The organism is Aquibium oceanicum (genome assembly GCF_001889605.1).
Lineage (GTDB): Bacteria > Pseudomonadota > Alphaproteobacteria > Rhizobiales > Rhizobiaceae > Aquibium > Aquibium oceanicum.
Genome location: NZ_CP018171.1, coordinates 3,242,054 through 3,257,615 on the forward strand (window position 1 = coordinate 3,242,054; position 15,562 = coordinate 3,257,615).

Genomic DNA, 15,562 nt, shown 5'->3' on the forward strand with positions numbered 1-15,562 from the left:
GGTTTCCTCTTGACGCCGCTATCGCGTCGGAACCCCCACCCCTGCCCCTCCCCTCAAGGGGGAGGGAGACGCTGCATCTGCCGCATCCGACAGATTGGCCAAGCGTCTACCGCAGGCAACGCTTCCGCGATCCAGTCCCCCTCCCCCTTGAGGGGAGGGGCTAGGGGTGGGGGTACCCTCCACCAGTCCGATTTCGGGTAAGGACGAGCTGGCCTTCCCGTCCGTCAACATGGAGCCTTCCGCATGACCGCCATCCCCGCCAAGGCCCGCGCCGTCATCATCGGCGGCGGCGTCTCCGGATGTTCCGTCGCCTATCACCTGGCCAAGCTCGGCTGGAGCGACATCGTGCTGCTCGAACGCAAGCAGCTGACCTCCGGCACCACCTGGCACGCCGCCGGCCTCATCGGCCAGCTGCGCGCCTCGCAGAACATGACGCGGCTGGCGAAATACTCGGCCGATCTCTACACGAAGCTGGAGGCGGAGACCGGCGTCGCCACCGGCATGCGCCAGGTCGGCTCCATCACCGTCGCGCTGACCGAGGAGCGCAAGGAGGAGATCTACCGCCAGGCCTCCCTCGCCCGCGCCTTCGACGTCGACGTGCGCGAGATTTCCCCCAACGAAGTCAAGGAGATATACCCTCATCTCAACGTCGCCGACGTCGTCGCCGCCGTTCACCTGCCGCTCGACGGCCAGTGCGATCCCGCCAACATCGCCATGGCGCTGGCCAAAGGCGCCCGCCAGCGCGGCGCCACCATCGTGGAAGGCGCAAAAGTCACAGCCGTCACCCAGGCGAACGGCCGCGTCACCGGCGTCTCGTGGGAAAAGGACGGCGAGGCCGGCACCATCGCGGCCGACATCGTCGTCAACTGTGCCGGCATGTGGGCGCGCGAGCTCGCCTCGCAGAACGGCGTCGCCGTGCCGCTGCACGCCTGCGAGCACTTCTATCTCGTCACCGAGCCGATCCCCGGCCTCACCCGCCTGCCCGTGCTGCGCGTTCCCGACGAGTGCGCCTACTACAAGGAGGACGCCGGCAAGATGATGCTCGGCGCCTTCGAGCCGGTCGCAAAACCCTGGGGCATGGACGGCATCCCCGAAAGCTTCTGCTTCGATCAGCTGCCCGAAGACATGGAGCATTTCGAGCCGATCCTCGAAATGGGCGTCAACCGCATGCCCATGCTCGCCACCGCCGGCATCCACACCTTCTTCAACGGCCCCGAAAGTTTTACCCCCGACGACCGCTACTATCTCGGCGAAGCGCCCGAACTCGGCGGCTATTTTGTCGCCGCCGGCTACAATTCCATCGGCATCGTCTCGTCCGGCGGCGCCGGCATGGCGCTGGCGCAGTGGATCGCCGACGGCGAGCCGCCCTTCGACCTGTGGGAAGTCGACATCCGCCGGGCGCAGCCCTTCCAGAAGAACCGCCGCTACCTGAAGGCGCGCGTCACCGAGACGCTCGGCCTGCTCTATGCCGACCATTTCCCCTACCGCCAGATGGCGTCCGCCCGCGGCGTCCGCCGCTCGCCGCTGCACGAGCACCTGAAGGCGCGCGGCGCCGTCTTCGGCGAGGTCGCCGGCTTCGAGCGCGCCAACTGGTTCGCCCGCCCCGACCAGGAGCGCGACTACCGCTATTCCTGGAGGCGCCAGAACTGGTTCGGCAACCAGCGCCTCGAACATCTCGCCGTACGCAACGGCGTCGGCCTGTTCGACATGACCTCGCTCGGAAAGATCCGCGTCGAGGGCCGCGATGCCTGCGCCTTCCTGCAAAAGCTCTGCGCCAACGACGTCGACGTGCCCATCGGCCGCATCGTCTACACCCAGATGCTCAACGCCCGCGGCGGCATCGAGAGCGATCTCACCGTCTCGCGCCTCACCGAGACCGCTTTCCTGCTCGTCGTGCCCGGCGCCACCCTCCAGCGCGACCTCGCCTGGCTGAGAAAGCATCTCGGCGACGCCTTCGCCGTCGTCACCGACGTCACCGCGGCGGAAGCCGTTCTCTGCCTCATGGGCCCCGCCTCACGCGATCTCCTTGCCCGCGTCAGCCCGAACGACTTCTCCAACGCGACGAACCCTTTCGGCACCTGGCAGGAGATCGAGATCGGCATGGGCCTCGCCCGCGCCCACCGCGTCACCTATGTCGGCGAGCTCGGCTGGGAGCTCTACGTGCCCACCGACCAGGCCGCCCACGTCTTCGAGGCGATCGAGGAGGCCGGGCAGGATGTCGGCCAAGGGGCGGGCTTGAAGCTCTGCGGCCTGCACACGCTCGATTCCTGCCGCATCGAAAAGGCTTTCCGCCATTTCGGCCACGACATCACCGACGAGGACCACGTTCTGGAAGCCGGCCTCGGCTTCGCGGTCAGGACCGCCAAGGGCGACTTCATCGGCCGCGACGCGGTTCTCGCCAAGCGCGACGCCGGCCTAGACCGCCGCCTCGTCCAGTTCCGCCTCGCCGACCCCGAACCGCTGCTGTTCCACAACGAGGCGATCGTCCGCGACGGCCGGATCGTCGGCACCGTCACCTCCGGCAACTACGGCCACCACCTCGGCGCAGCCATCGGCCTCGGCTACGTGCCCTGCCGCGGCGAGACCGAAACCGACCTCCTCTCCTCCACCTACGAAATCGAAATCGCCGGCACCCGCCACGCGGCCGAGGCCTCGCTCAAACCGCTGTACGACCCGAAGGCGGAGCGGGTCAGGAAGTAGGAAATCGGTGCGTCCTTCGAGGCTCGCCCACTCAAGCCCGGAGCCACCGCTACCTACGTCGTGCGGGCTCGCACCTCAGGATGAGGACCCTCCGTGTCCGAAGGAGATGCGAGGCACCGACGCTGCCAATCTCCCCCCTGGAGGGGGAGATGCCCGACAGGGCAGAGCGACTGTCTTGGTGGTCAAGCGGTTTCTTCGCGCCATGGTTGCCTGGTCCGGAGGATTGCGTTGAGGATTGTGAGGAGTTTTCGGGCCGTTGCGATGAGAGCGACCATCCTGGGCTTTCCCGCTGCGACGAGCCGGTCGCGGAAGGCCTTGAGGATGGGGTTGTGCCGGATGCCGACCATCGCGCCCATGAACAGCAGGGAACGGACGCCCGCCCTGCCGCCGCCGATGAAACTCCGGCCCCGCCACTGGCCGGACTGGCGGGTGAAGGGGGCGAGGCCGACGAGGGCCGCCACCTGGCGTCGGTCGAGGCTGCCCAGTTCCGGCAGTTCGGCGATCAGGCTGCGGGCGATGGTGGGGCCGACGCCGGGCACGGAGGACAGGAGGTCCTCCTTGGCGCGCCAGGCCGGCGAGCCGCGCACGCTGTCGTCGATGTCCCGGTCGAGGCTGGCCAGTTCCTTCTCCAGCGCCTTGATCAGGCGCAGGATGCTCTTCCTGACGCGCGCGGGCGCCCGCTTCTCGCGCTGGCGCTCGGCGCCGATCATGGCCACGATCTGGCGCCGGCGCGTCACGAGATCGGCCAGCAGCCGGGTGGCCTCGTCGGGCAGCGGCCGCACCGCCGGCTTCGTCGCCTCTGCGAAGAGGGCGATGACGGCGGCGTCGATCGGGTCCGTCTTGGCCCGCTTGCCCAGCGCCTGGGCGAAGTGGCGTATCTGGGACGGATTGACGACCACGACCGGAAGCTCCGCTCCCGCCAGCGCCGCCGCCACGACGGTCTCGAAGCCACCCGTCGCCTCTACCGGGACGACCCCGCACGACAGCGCGCAGAGCCGCTCGACCAGCGCCGCGAGGCCATCGCCGTCGCGGCCCACGTGGAATGCCTCTCCACCCGGCCTGACATGCACGTCGAGCCGGTCCCTCGATACGTCGATCCCTACACAAACGGTGGCGTCCATCCTGTCCCTTCCTTGCGCAAGCGGGCTCGTTGTGCGGCCCAAGCGACTGTTCGGGTTCGATGGAACGGCGGGCGAAGACCCCAGCTCTGCCACGGGATCGACGTCCCCAGGGGGAAACGGTCCTTCGCCCGCCACCGCAACCGGAGATGTACCAGATGCGGACGGATTTGAGTTACAAGGGGGGCGCCTCGCGAGATGCGGCCATATCCGCCCTCGCGCTGCGTCATTCCGGGGCCGCGAAGCGGAACCCGGAATCCAGAGCCGAGGATCGGCAAGACGACACGCCCGTGCTCCGGCACGAACCCGCGACGGCCGCTGATCTGGATTCCGGGTTCCGCTCCGCGGCCCCGGAATGACGTCTCGACGTCCCCGCATCCGAAGCGGCCGGCTCCGACAAACGGTCCTCATCCTGAGGTGCTGACCTGCCACTGAACTTTCATCCAGCGGCGGTTAGAGCCTTGGCCGTTTCTGTTACGCCGTAGGGCGCGGTTCGAGCAACCGGTGGAGACGCGAAGCCCTTATCGAGCGAAGCGTCGGAGGCGGTTGCGGCGAGAGTTCCGGCGAAGGCCGCCGGGGTCTGGTATCCGAGCGAGGAATGAGGTCTCGCAGAGTTGAAGTCCTGCCGCCACTCGGCGATGGCGTTGCGGGCGTGGTCGAGGCCGAAGAACAGGCTCTCGTTCAGGAGTTCGTCGCGCATCCGGCCGTTGAAGGATTCGACGTAACCGTTTTGCATGGGCTTGCCCGGCGCGATGTAGTGCCATTCGACGCGATGATCCTTCGACCAGGCGAGGATCGCGTTCGAGGTGAACTCCGTGCCGTGGTCGGAAACGATCATGTCCGGCTTGCCGCGACGGCTGATCAGATCGGTCAGCTCACGGGCCACCCGACGACCGGAGATCGACGTGTCGGGGATGGCGCCCAGGCATTCGCGGGTCACGTCGTCGACGATGTTGAGCACGCGGAACCGCCGCCCGCAGGCAAACTGGTCGTGCACGAAGTCCAGCGACCAACGCGCGTTCGGCCTCGCCTCGACCAGGATCGGCGCCCGCGTGCCCACCGCGCGTCGCCGCGCCCGGCGCTTGCGCACTGTCAGCCCCTCCTCGCGGTAGAGCCGATAGATGCGGTTGATCCCTGATGGCTCGCCCTCGCGCCGCAGCAGGATGAACAGGCGCCGATAGCCGAAACGCCGGCGCTCGTTGGCGAGATCGCGCAGCCGGCCGCGCAGTTCGGTCTCCGGCGCCCGGCACGACTGGTAGCGGATCATCGTGCGATCGGCACCGACGATGGAACAGGCCCGACGCTCCGACAGACCCATGACGGCCTGCAGATGCGCGACGGCTTCGCGCTTGGCGGCGGGCCCTACCATTTTTTTGACAGGAGCTCGCGAAGGGCCGAGGCTTCCAGCATCTGCTCGGCGAGCAGGTTCTTCAGCCTCCCCTTCTCGTCTTCCAAAGCCCTCAGGCGCTTGGCGTCGGACACGTCCATGCCGCCATACTTCGCCTTCCAGTTATACAGCGTCGCCTCAGAGACCCCGTGCTTGCGGGCCAGGTCACCTGCCTTCGCACCCGCCTCGTGCTCGCGTAGAACCCCGATGATCTGCTCTTCCGTAAATCGCTTTCGCTTCATCTGTCCGTCCTTCGATCGAGAGCCGGACTCTAACTCCAGGTGGAGGAAAAACTCAGTGGCAGGTCAGCAGGTCAGTGCGAGCCCGCGAGTGCCTCGCGAGGAGCATCCTGTTTCGGTCTATTCGATCGTCGGGTTTCGACCCCTTAGTAGCCATTCCCGCGCCCAACCACCGCTGGCGAAAGCGGACGCTGAGCTCATGAAACAGAATACTATGATTCTGTTTCAGATTTGATGAGCACAATGGTATTCTCGATATAGGTTACATCGCTAGCCGACAGTTCATCGAGATAATTTCCAACTTTGCCCCTGCGCACCTTCGGTGCGCCCATTCGAGGCTGGAGCCATGGGCGGTCAAACCGCTGCGCCTGCTCCACCTCCTTCATTGCAGAAAACGATGTGCGGTTCCCTATGCTCGCCAGAACGCTATCGCTGACGGGTAAATCTAGATGCGTGGTGACGCGTTTAAAGACCGCTGTATAGTCAGCGGACATATCCTCATAGCTCGCTATCAGCACCGGTAGCTTAGCGCTAAGACCGCGCCACATTTCCTGAAACTGAATCAGATTATGTACCCCGAAATAGGGGTCGCGAATAAAGCTCGAAATATCTCCAGTATACCCGAAGAAATCATGGAATCGCCCGGTGATCTGGTGAAACAGACTGACTATCGTGTCGCGTGGGTCGCGTTCGATGTATATGATGCGATCATGGTTCTTATAGTCAACGATCCTCCGGGTAGGATCGAAGTCCAAAGGCGGTTTGGCGCCGTCGTTGTATTCGAACCCGTCATGGGTAAATGGAACATTGGGATGACCAGCGAGGTGCAACCCGTACCGTAACCAAGTGCGGCCGGATTTAGGAAAGGATACGACAAGCCTCTTCATAACTGGATCTTCGTTCTGCGATAGAGTCGCAATGGCGCACTGCCGCCGATGCCCGTTTGTCCCACGTACGATGAAGCAAATCCGCACCGAGTGATCCGCTCGTGCAGATTACAAACCTCGAACAACCGATCGGGTGTCCTGATCGCAAACACATCATTCGACATCGCCAACAGGCTATCCAGCACCGTATCGCGCTTGTCAGCAGACAGATGCTGATAGACCGCAAGGAACAACACGACGTCGTAGGAAGCGCGCAAAAGATCGGCGTGACGGCCCGCAAAATCAGCCCAAGGCAGGATGGTATCGGCGCGGAAATCCGCCTCGGGCCAATGGGCTGTGAGAGCGCGCGCCGATAGAATTCGCCCCGGATCGATGTCGAACCCATGGACCGAGTTGGCGCCCGCCTCCATGAGCTTCTGAGCAATCAACCCTTCGGCGCATCCGATATCAAGCACATTGGCCTCGGCACAAAAAGGTAAAAGCGAATCAATATCAAGTAGACGCGACTCTTTGGGCCATTTGCCATGGAACCCGAGTTCCGGTGCCAAAAGATAGTGCTTGCGGCCATCATCACGAGCTGCCTTTAAGAAGAGCGCGCCATACGCCGCCCAAGAAAAGCGGCTAATAAGAGCGCGTGCGGCTTGGGCGCGAATCTCTGCGGCCTCAGGATTGATCATGACATCGAGGATGGCCGCAGCGACTATCTTGGCATCGTCAGGCACAACGATATTGGCCGTCACGCCGGCTTTGGCGATCGCCAGTGTCCCCTTGTCCGAGCAGACTACTGGCACGCCGCATGCCATGGCTTCGGCCACCAGATTGGCCCAGCCTGCAAACCGTTCCAAATGTAAGATACAGTCGCAACCGTGGTAGAAAGCTCGCAAATTTGCCTCCTCCACGGTGCCCAGAAATGTCAATCGCCCCTGTTCAGTCAGCGTCTGAAGTTCGGGCGGCAGCGTACCGATGGGGGGCGTCTCCTTCCGGATCACATGAAACGCAACGTGATCCGGCAACAACGGGGCGATCGCCGTCAGATCGTTCAGATACTTGGCTTGCATGCCAACGACGAAGTTCGCGTATTCGCGCTTGGGGCGCCGGATCGGGGGCGCAAAAAATGCCGGATCGATACCGCCTTCAACTATGGCAAACCGATCACCATTGAAATGGGTATAGCTGCCAGGTGCCCAGTCGCGAGTGTTGAAGACAACCGAATGTGGCGCAAATGTTCGGTTGGCTTTCAGGAACCGATCTTTCCGGCTGCGGTCGTTCAGGACAGCCTGGACTCGGGTCCCGAACACTTCTGAATGAAAGCGGTCAAGTTGGTTGATGAATGATTCTGAGAACCCGGCACCGGGCAAGATCGTAGCGTCCCACTTCCGCGCCAAAGCCTGCTTCATCGACAGGATTTCGCAATTGTTGGGGTGAAAGGGCCCACTCAAGTCTTCGAAGGCAAAGCTGATTTCGATACCGAACGGCTCGATAGCGCTTTGAAGCCGCGAAAATCGCAGCAGTCCTCCGGCCAGCACGTTTTTTTCGGCGACCACGAGAATGGACCGCCATTGCGGCGAGAACGGTGCCTGCGGCATTGACGCTGTCTTGCGTAAGAAAGTGATCTTTCCGCACCGCTCAATCGGCTCGAACCCTTTTGCGGTCAATTCGGCGACCAATTGGGTCGGCCCAACATTAGGATTCAAACTATCATCAATCGCAATGACCCCACCGTCCAGAACATGGGGCGCCCAGCGCATAAAATCCTCTCGCACTGCGTGGTAGCGATGATCTCCATCGATAAACAACAGGCCAATGGGGCGCGTCCAACTCAGCGCTACCTGATCACTCGGCATATTGATCAAGGCCGCATCTTGATAGATGCCAGTCTCAAGCATCACTTTGAAGAAATCCCGCCGGTCCTCCACGCCAAACTTTCCACCCAGTTGACCAGTGAAGGTTTCATGCGGATCGATGCAATACAGTCTTGTGCGGCCCCGGCTCAGAACTCGGCGCATTCCATAGGCAAGCGCGACCGCCGATTTTCCTTTGTAGCTTCCTATCTCGACAATGTCACCGTCATCTACCGCCGCTGCATATTTTGCTAACATCAGCCCTTGTACAACGTTGATGCCTCCGACTGCAGTTTCCAGAAATTTCTTGAATTCAATTTCCGTTTTAAGGTATGATATATCACCTTTTAAATCAATATTATCTTTCATTAGTGCAATTTACCTTCAAGAATACAGATCTAATTTGATGTTATCTAAGTAGATCGTGCGAGCTGCTTCCCGCTATGATGCGGAACTGATGGCAGTTATCTGGAGCCGTCACTGGACGCAATTTTTGCGCCTCAAACGGTCCTAAATTTAGATGGTTTGAAACAGAATTCAAAATTCTGTTTCAGAATCGAAAGGCGGTGACGGGTGCGAGACGCATCAGCGCCCCCGTAAAATGGCCTCTTCCGCCATTCTATCCATCAAAGCCGCGATTGCAGTCCTGAACCGGTCCAATTCGGCGTAGGTGGTCTGGAAGGACGTGCGGACGCGCTCCGACCTTTCCGTGTAGTCGGCTAGTTCAACCCGCACACGGAGGTCACCTCTAGAATTTTCCGGGACAATTTCCACGCCCACGACCAAATTTTCACCTTCCAGCATCTCGTAGCCCCACGCGACGGTCAGCGGAGCTTCGGGTCGGATTGGATATGTGGAAAGCTCCTCGCCGAATACCCTCACATCCTGGTCGTGAATCCAAAAGCCGCCATGTCCCGAAAACTTGTCGGAGATAACGGCAACGTCGAGGCATCCGTCATCGGAAGCGAAGTAGCGGAGAACAAGCTGGCTCATGCGCGCCATTGTTGGGCACAACACAAACATCTACAAGGAGTATGGCTTTCGAAACAGTGTTCGCAATTCTGTTTCAGTTGCGAGCGAATTTCATCGAACGCCTGCTCTGCCGTCCTCGTGGCCGAAACCTGCCAGTCGGCTTCCCACCCCATCCCAGCCGTTCGGAATTGAACGGAACACAGGATTCCGTTCCAACTCCCGCGTCACCCGACCAAGGCCCGCCCCTCTGACTCCCAACTCGCGCCACCGAGCATGAGCCGCTGAACGATCGCGTCTTCGGCTCCCACGCACACCCCGCCCCCGTGGACACCCCCTCCTCATCCAAACGCTTATCCTCTGCAGGAACCTCCTTCCCCCTCCTCCATCGCTTCCCCACACATCCGTTTTATCCACACCCCCACCACCCCACCCCATAATCCCTCCCGAACACCGGAAGGGACCACATGGACTGGCAGGCGGCGATCGAAAGACAGGGAGCAGCACTACGAATGATCGTGGCGGGGCTCGTGGCCATGGTCGGCGCCGGCACGGACCCGGCCGCCGACGCCGCCGCTCTCGCCGAAGAGCGCCCGACGCTGGCGCGCTTCCGCCATCGCGCCCTCTTGCGCATCGTGCGGCCGGCCGAGGCGGCGGCGCGGCGGCTGGTGATCGCGCTGGCGCTCGCGGTGCAGGCCATTCCCTCGGCGCAAGCCCCCGGCGGATCGCAAGCCGCGCTGCCGCCCGCCCCAGCATTCGTCATGAAACGACGCGCCCGCCGGCCGCATGGCCCGCATCCGCTGCGCCTGCCGCTCACCGACCCGGAGCGCCGCCTGCGCGCGCGCCGCGTGGCTGAGCGCGACCTGCCGCGCATCACGGTGCCGGGCGTCGTCGAGCCGCTGCGCCCCCGCAACCTGCCCCTGCCGGCCCCGCAGGACCGGCTCGACGCGACGTGCCTCGTCCTGCGCATCCGCGCGCTGGCGTCGGCCCTCGACGACATGGACGGCGAAGTGCTGCGCTTCCGCCGCTGGAAGGCGCGCAACGCCGCGGCGCTCGCGCGGTCCCGCCTGGCCGACCGCGCCCGAACGACGCCGGCAAGGCGCCGCCAGGCCTTCGGCCGGATCTCGCCCTTGCGCCACGGCCGTCCGCCCGGCGGCCGCCGGAAACCCACCCACGACGTGCATTCCATTCTCGTCGAAGCGCACGCGCTGGCCTTCTGGGCGCTCGAAAGTCCCGACACGTCGTGAGCGCGCGTGGCGGTTCCACCGGGGACAGTTACCTTTTTTCCGGAAACGCACTGCGTTCTCGGAACATCCGCGCGAAAAAAAAGCAAACTGTCCCCAGCCCCCGATCTCCCTCATCCTGAGGTGCGACCCTGAGCCTGTCGAAGGGGAGCCTCGAAGGACGCACCTACCCCTTCGCCACCGCCTCCACGTGCCGCGAAAAGTCTGGCGTCCCCATCAGCGCCTTGCAGCGCTCGAAGCGGTTCACCGAATAGGCCCAGAAATCCTCGGCGGGGTTCCGGTTGGCATGCTGGATCAGGCCCCACAGCGTCCACAAGAGGTCGCACATGGCCTTGTAGATCACGATCCGCCCGCGTTCCGCCGCCGTCGGTTCGCCGCCGAACCAAGCCCGGATCATCTCCTCCTCCTGGTCCGCGTCGAATCCGGCCTCCACCGAAAGATCGCCGAGATCCCACATCGGGTCGTTCATGCCCGAATATTCCCAGTCGACGATCCACATGCGCTCCCCCGTATCGAGGAAATTCTCGCACAGCGGGTCGCAGTGGCACGGCGCCAGCGGCAGCGGACGCGCGTCGAGCGCGGCCCGCACCGTCCCGGCCTCGGCGACCACGTCGTGGTAGCCGTCGGGCAGCGTCACGTCCTTGGTCGAAAGCACCTTCAGGTAGCCGTCGATCATCGAAAACAGCTCGAACCGGAACGGAAACACTGCCCCCGACTCGTGCAGCTTGCGAAACGCCTCGCCGGCCCGCGCGGGCGAGCCCGCGCGGGTGCGGAAGGCGTCCGGCGACATCGTCTCGGCGCCCTCGACGAAGCGGCTCACCATCACCCCGTCCGCGCCGAAATGCATAACCTCCGGGCTCACACCGGCCTTCGCCGCCTCTTGCGCCGCCACCTTCTCGTTGCCCCGGTCGATGTATTCCTCCGTCCCCTTGCCGGGAATGCGCAGGCAATGGTCGGCGGCCCGGTACACCCGGTTGGTAAGCCCCCCCAGCCGTTGCAATGGTCCGCTGTACGCTTCAAACCCCGGCGTCTTCACCAGCGTCGCGCGCGCGTCCTCGAGGTCCGTCCTTGCCGCTTCGTCCGTCAATCGTCGTCTCCCTTTCGCTCCGTTTCCGCCCCCGACGGTTCCACATTATCGCCTCCTCCGCTAGGGTGGGGCGACGCAAGGGAAATGGCAGAGAGGATCATCCATGGCCGACGAAAAGCACGACGGCGCGCTCGGCGCGGTCTATTCGGCGAAATCGCCCGAGGAGATCGCCAGGCACTACGACAGCTGGTCGGCGACCTATGATACCGACATGTCGGCCAACGGCTACCGCCACCCCACGATCTGCCTGGCGCTGCTCACGCGCCACGTGCCGCGCGCGGCCGCGCCGCTGCTCGATGCCGGCGCCGGCACGGGGCTCATCGGCGAGTGGCTGCGCATCGTCGGCTATCCGGCGGTCGAAGGGCTCGACCTTTCGGAAGGCATGCTGGCGCAGGCGGCGAAAAAGAACGTCTACGCAAAGCTGCACCGGCTGGCGCTCGGCGGCCCCCTGCCCTTCGATGACGACCACTTCGCCGGCATCGTCTCGGCGGGCGTCTTCACCACCGGCCATGTCGGCCCCGAAGGCCTGGACGAGCTCGTCCGCATCTGCCGCCCCGGCGGCGCCATCGTGCTGACGGTGAAGAACACCCTCTGGGACGACTTCGCCGCCCACGTCGCCGGCCTTTCGGGCAATGGGTTGGTCGAGACCGCCGAGGAGACCGAACCCTACGTCTCCATGCCCGGCGAGGCCGGAACGGTCCCCAGCCGCGGGCTGGTGCTGAAGGTGCTGTGAATGCACACGATAGGGTCGTTCCCTACGCCTTCACGCGCAAATTCTGCGCATCGTACAGCGGCTGCATGTGGATCGCTGCCGGCACCCGGTCGGTCGCCACGACCAGCTCGTAGTTCCCCTCGGCCAGCCAAGCGTCCGTCACGCCTTCCGCGCGGCGGAGGTAGCCGAGCCCGATCGGCTTGCCTACCGTGTAGCCGTAGCCGCCGCTGGTCAGATAGCCGGCGAACTGCCCATCGCGCAGGATCGTTTCGCGCCCAAGCAGCACCACGCCGGGGTCTTCGACCGTGAAGCAAGCGAGCCGCTTTTTCAGCGGTGCGTTCCCGATCTTCGTCACCGCCTCGCGGCCGATGAACGGCGAATTCGATTTCAGCTTCACCGCCCAGCCGAGCCCCGCCTCGAAAGGTGTGTCGTTGGGCGTGATGTCGGAGCCCCAGGCGCGGTAGCCCTTTTCGAGCCTGAGCGATTCCAGCGCCCGGTAGCCGACCGGCGCTATCCCGTGGCGGCCGCCGGCTTCCATCAGCGCGTCGAAGATCGCGCCGAGGCCGGCGAGCGGCGCATGCAGTTCCCAGCCGAGTTCGCCGACATAGGTCACCCGCAGCGCCCGCACGGCCTGCCCGGCAATGGCGATCTCGCGCACATGGCCGAACGGAAACGCCTCGTTCGAAACGTCCGCCTCGGTGACGGTCGACAGCACGTCCCGCGCCCTCGGCCCCATCAGAGAGAGCGTGCCGAAACGCTCGGTGACGTCGCTCAGCACGGCCTCGCCGCCGGCCGGCAGATGGTCCCGTATCCAGCCGCCGTCATGGGCGCGGAAGCCGGTACCGGTGACGATGTAGGAAAGGTCGTCGGAAAGCCGCGCCACCGTCAGGTCGCATTCGATGCCGCCGCGCGAATTGAGCATCTGGGTGTAGGTCAGCCGCCCCGGCTCGCGCGCGACCCGGTTGGAACAGATCTTGTCCAGCGCAGCGGCTGCGTCCCGCCCGCGAAGCTCGAACTTGGCGAAGGAGGACTGGTCGAAGATGCCGACCTTCTCGCGCACCAGCCTGTGCTCGTCGCCGACCGGATCGAACCAGTTCTGTCGGCCCATGGAATAGGCGTCCTTCGGCTCGACGCCTTCGGGCGCGAACCAGTTCGGCCGCTCCCAGCCGAGCTTGGAGCCGAAGACGGCACGGCGCTCCTTCAGCCTGTCGTAGAGGGGCGAGACGATGCGCGGCCGGCCGCTGACATACTCCTCGTGCGGGAAAGCGACCGTGTAGTGCTTGCCATAGGCTTCGAGCGTGCGGTCGCAGACCCATTGCCGGTCGCGGTGGAGTTCGGAGAAACGGCGGATGTCGACGACCCACAGGTCGAGCGGTGCCTCGCCCGCCACGGCCCACTGCGCCAGCGCCCATCCGGCGCCGCCGCCCGACGCGATGCCGAAAGCGTTGAAGCCCGCTCCGACATACATGTTGGCGCATTCGGCCGGGCGTCCGAGGATGAAGTTGCCGTCCGGAGTAAAACTCTCCGGCCCGTTGATCATCTGCTTGACGCCGGCGTGTGCCAGCGCCGGCACGCGGGCCACCGCCTGTTCCATGTGCTGCTCGAAATGGTCCCAGTCGTCCGGGAAGAGCTGGAACTGGAAGTTGTCGGGCACGTCGCCCATGGTCCAGGGCTGCGGGTCCGGTTCGTAACCGCCCATCACCAGCCCGCCGACCTCCTCCTTGAAATAGGTGCGCCGGTCGGGGTCGCGGATGGTCGGCGCGTCCGCCGACAGGCCCTCGATCTTTTCCGTAATGATGTACTGGTGCTTGACCGGCTGAAGCGGCACCTCGATGCCGGCCATGGCGCCGATCTGGCGTGCCCACTGGCCGCCGCAGTTGATCACCTTCTCACATTCCACGACCCCGTCGGTCGTGTGCACGGCGGTGATCGTCCCGTCGTCCATGTCGAAGCCGGTGACCTGCACGCCTTCCACGATTTTCGCCCCGTGCATGCGCGCGCCCTTGGCCAGCGACTGCGTGATGTCGGAGGGGCTCGCCTGTCCGTCGGTCGGCAGCCAGCTCGCGCCGACGAGGTCCGACACGTCCATCAGCGGCCACATGCGCTTCACCTCCTCAGGCGAGACGAGGTGCATTTCCATGCCGAAGCTCTGCGCGGTGGTGGCGAGGCGCCGGAACTCGGTCCAGCGGTCCCGGTTGGTGGCGAGGCGCAGGCAGCCGGTCATCTTCCAGCCGGTCTCCAGCCCCGTCTCGGCGTCGAGCTGCTTGTAGAGGTCGACGGAGTATTTGAGCAGCTGCGTGATCGAGGCCGAGGAGCGCAGCTGACCGACCAGTCCGGCCGCGTGCCAGGTCGAGCCGGAAGTCAGCCGGCCTTGCTCGATCAGGAGCACGTCGGCCTTGTAGTCCCTCGCCAGGTGATAAGCGGTGGAACATCCGATGATGCCACCGCCGATGACGACGTATTGCGCGTGGGCGGGAAGCGCCATGGCTCAGGACTTTCCGAATTCGCTTCTATAGGCGTCGAGCGCAGTCGCCAGCCTGTCGAGGTTGAGCTGGGCGTAGGCGGCGTAGTCGATGCCGGGATTGTCGAGGTGGACCTCCGACACCATGCCCCACATCGCCTCGCGCAGGAGCGACGCGCACTGCATGGCCGTATGCGCCCTGCGGATTTCCGGCGTCGGCGCGGCGTCGAAGTAGAGGCCCAGGAGCTCGTCGGACTCCTCCCGGGAGAACTCGGCGTTGGAGGCGATGCCGGCGAGATCGAACATCGCCGTTGTGAAGCCGGCATATTCGAAATCGATGATCCACAGCCGCTCGCCATCGTGCAGGAGGTTTGCCGGCAGGAAGTCGTTGTGGCCGAACACGATGGGCAGCGGGACCTGCGCCTTTTCCAGTTCGTCGGCCAGTTCGACATAGCCAGGCAGCTCGGCGCTGACGCGGCTGCGGTCGGTCCTGAGCGTGCGCGCATAGTCGCGGATGACGTGGAACGGCCAGAACATGAAGCCTGGCCCGGAGACGTGCTTGGGCATCTCGACGTGGAAGCGCCTGACCATCCGCGCCACGTCGGGAATGGAGGCCCGCATGTCCTCTGCCGCATAGGTGCGGCCCTCGATGAAGCGGGAGACCATGACGCCGGGGCTGGTATAGACGATCTCCGGCGCGAAGCCGGCCTCGTGCGCGGCTTTGGCGGTCATCACCTCGCGGCTGCGGATCACGTGGTGGAAGACGTAGTCGCGGCCGAAGCGCACGACGTACTTGCTGCCCTCGTTCTCGACCGTAAAGCTCTGGTTGCTGAGGCCGCCCTCAAGCAGTTGCGGTTCGATCGGTCCGGTCCAGAGCGGCAGGACCCAGATGCGGGCCATGGCGTCGATCATTCGGA

The 15,562-nt window shown here is 64.4% G+C and carries 11 protein-coding genes; 3 read left to right on the forward strand and 8 right to left on the reverse strand.

What is annotated here, in order from left to right; translation table 11 throughout:
• The first annotated feature begins 243 nt into the window (after positions 1 to 243).
• Positions 244 to 2,700, forward strand: a complete 2,457-nt coding sequence (locus tag BSQ44_RS15820; protein ID WP_072605863.1) for a GcvT family protein — start codon at positions 244 to 246, stop codon at positions 2,698 to 2,700.
• Between the two features lie 182 nt (positions 2,701 to 2,882).
• On the opposite strand, the gene BSQ44_RS15825 is transcribed toward BSQ44_RS15820, so the two are convergent.
• The 5 genes from BSQ44_RS15825 to BSQ44_RS15855 all read right to left on the reverse strand — a co-directional run bounded on the left by BSQ44_RS15825 (position 2,883) and on the right by BSQ44_RS15855 (position 9,165).
• Complete coding sequence (locus tag BSQ44_RS15825; protein WP_072605865.1) at positions 2,883 to 3,821, reverse strand: IS110 family RNA-guided transposase; 939 nt, start codon at positions 3,819 to 3,821, stop codon at positions 2,883 to 2,885.
• Positions 3,822 to 4,257: 436 nt separating this feature from the next.
• Positions 4,258 to 5,447, reverse strand: a protein-coding gene (locus BSQ44_RS15835; RefSeq protein WP_114579981.1) for an IS3 family transposase whose coding sequence is annotated in 2 segments (ribosomal slippage) — positions 4,258 to 5,195 and positions 5,195 to 5,447 — 1,191 coding nt in all. Because the reading frame shifts where the segments join, the coding sequence is not laid out codon by codon here.
• Positions 5,448 to 5,656: 209 nt separating this feature from the next.
• Positions 5,657 to 6,331: a sulfotransferase domain-containing protein gene (locus BSQ44_RS15845; RefSeq protein ID WP_072605871.1), complete on the reverse strand. Its 675-nt coding sequence runs from the start codon at positions 6,329 to 6,331 to the stop codon at positions 5,657 to 5,659.
• Positions 6,328 to 8,541: a class I SAM-dependent methyltransferase gene (locus BSQ44_RS15850; RefSeq protein ID WP_083534773.1), complete on the reverse strand. Its 2,214-nt coding sequence runs from the start codon at positions 8,539 to 8,541 to the stop codon at positions 6,328 to 6,330. The genes BSQ44_RS15845 and BSQ44_RS15850 overlap by 4 nt, the downstream gene beginning before the upstream one ends.
• Before the next feature lie 216 nt (positions 8,542 to 8,757).
• Positions 8,758 to 9,165: a hypothetical protein gene (locus BSQ44_RS15855; protein WP_157894611.1), complete on the reverse strand. Its 408-nt coding sequence runs from the start codon at positions 9,163 to 9,165 to the stop codon at positions 8,758 to 8,760.
• Between the two features lie 443 nt (positions 9,166 to 9,608).
• Between BSQ44_RS15855 and BSQ44_RS15860 the strand changes: the two genes are divergently transcribed.
• The gene (locus tag BSQ44_RS15860) at positions 9,609 to 10,388 is read left to right on the forward strand and encodes a hypothetical protein (RefSeq protein WP_072605878.1); all 780 of its coding nucleotides are present in this window, start codon (positions 9,609 to 9,611) and stop codon (positions 10,386 to 10,388) included.
• Positions 10,389 to 10,551: 163 nt separating this feature from the next.
• On the opposite strand, the gene BSQ44_RS15865 is transcribed toward BSQ44_RS15860, so the two are convergent.
• Positions 10,552 to 11,472 (reverse strand): phosphotransferase, encoded by a 921-nt coding sequence (locus BSQ44_RS15865; RefSeq protein ID WP_083534775.1) that lies wholly within the window; start codon positions 11,470 to 11,472, stop codon positions 10,552 to 10,554.
• Positions 11,473 to 11,575: 103 nt separating this feature from the next.
• Here BSQ44_RS15865 and BSQ44_RS15870 point away from each other — a divergent pair, with 103 nt between their 5' ends.
• Positions 11,576 to 12,205 carry a class I SAM-dependent DNA methyltransferase gene (locus BSQ44_RS15870; protein WP_072605880.1) on the forward strand — a complete coding sequence of 210 codons (630 nt, stop codon included), beginning with the start codon at positions 11,576 to 11,578 and terminating at the stop codon, positions 12,203 to 12,205.
• A 22-nt stretch (positions 12,206 to 12,227) separates the two neighbouring features.
• Here BSQ44_RS15870 and BSQ44_RS15875 read toward each other — a convergent pair whose 3' ends face one another.
• A complete protein-coding gene (locus tag BSQ44_RS15875) occupies positions 12,228 to 14,669 on the reverse strand; it encodes a GcvT family protein (protein WP_072605882.1) in 2,442 nt (813 codons plus the stop codon).
• A gap of 3 nt (positions 14,670 to 14,672) precedes the next feature.
• Positions 14,673 to 15,557: a choline/ethanolamine kinase family protein gene (locus BSQ44_RS15880; RefSeq protein WP_114579982.1), complete on the reverse strand. Its 885-nt coding sequence runs from the start codon at positions 15,555 to 15,557 to the stop codon at positions 14,673 to 14,675.
• Positions 15,558 to 15,562 lie beyond the last annotated feature (5 nt).

Bases quoted from the DNA above. Each gene is read 5' to 3' on its own strand.
- BSQ44_RS15855 (WP_157894611.1), bottom strand. From the start codon at position 9,165: ATGAGCCAGCTTGTTCTCCGCTACTTCGCTTCCGATGACGGATGCCTC.
- BSQ44_RS15875 (WP_072605882.1), bottom strand. From the start codon at position 14,669: ATGGCGCTTCCCGCCCACGCGCAATACGTCGTCATCGGCGGTGGCATC.
- BSQ44_RS15870 (WP_072605880.1), top strand. From the start codon at position 11,576: ATGGCCGACGAAAAGCACGACGGCGCGCTCGGCGCGGTCTATTCGGCG.
- BSQ44_RS15820 (WP_072605863.1), top strand. From the start codon at position 244: ATGACCGCCATCCCCGCCAAGGCCCGCGCCGTCATCATCGGCGGCGGC.
- BSQ44_RS15850 (WP_083534773.1), bottom strand. From the start codon at position 8,541: ATGAAAGATAATATTGATTTAAAAGGTGATATATCATACCTTAAAACG.
- BSQ44_RS15845 (WP_072605871.1), bottom strand. From the start codon at position 6,331: ATGAAGAGGCTTGTCGTATCCTTTCCTAAATCCGGCCGCACTTGGTTA.
- BSQ44_RS15880 (WP_114579982.1), bottom strand. From the start codon at position 15,557: ATGATCGACGCCATGGCCCGCATCTGGGTCCTGCCGCTCTGGACCGGA.
- BSQ44_RS15860 (WP_072605878.1), top strand. From the start codon at position 9,609: ATGGACTGGCAGGCGGCGATCGAAAGACAGGGAGCAGCACTACGAATG.
- BSQ44_RS15825 (WP_072605865.1), bottom strand. From the start codon at position 3,821: ATGGACGCCACCGTTTGTGTAGGGATCGACGTATCGAGGGACCGGCTC.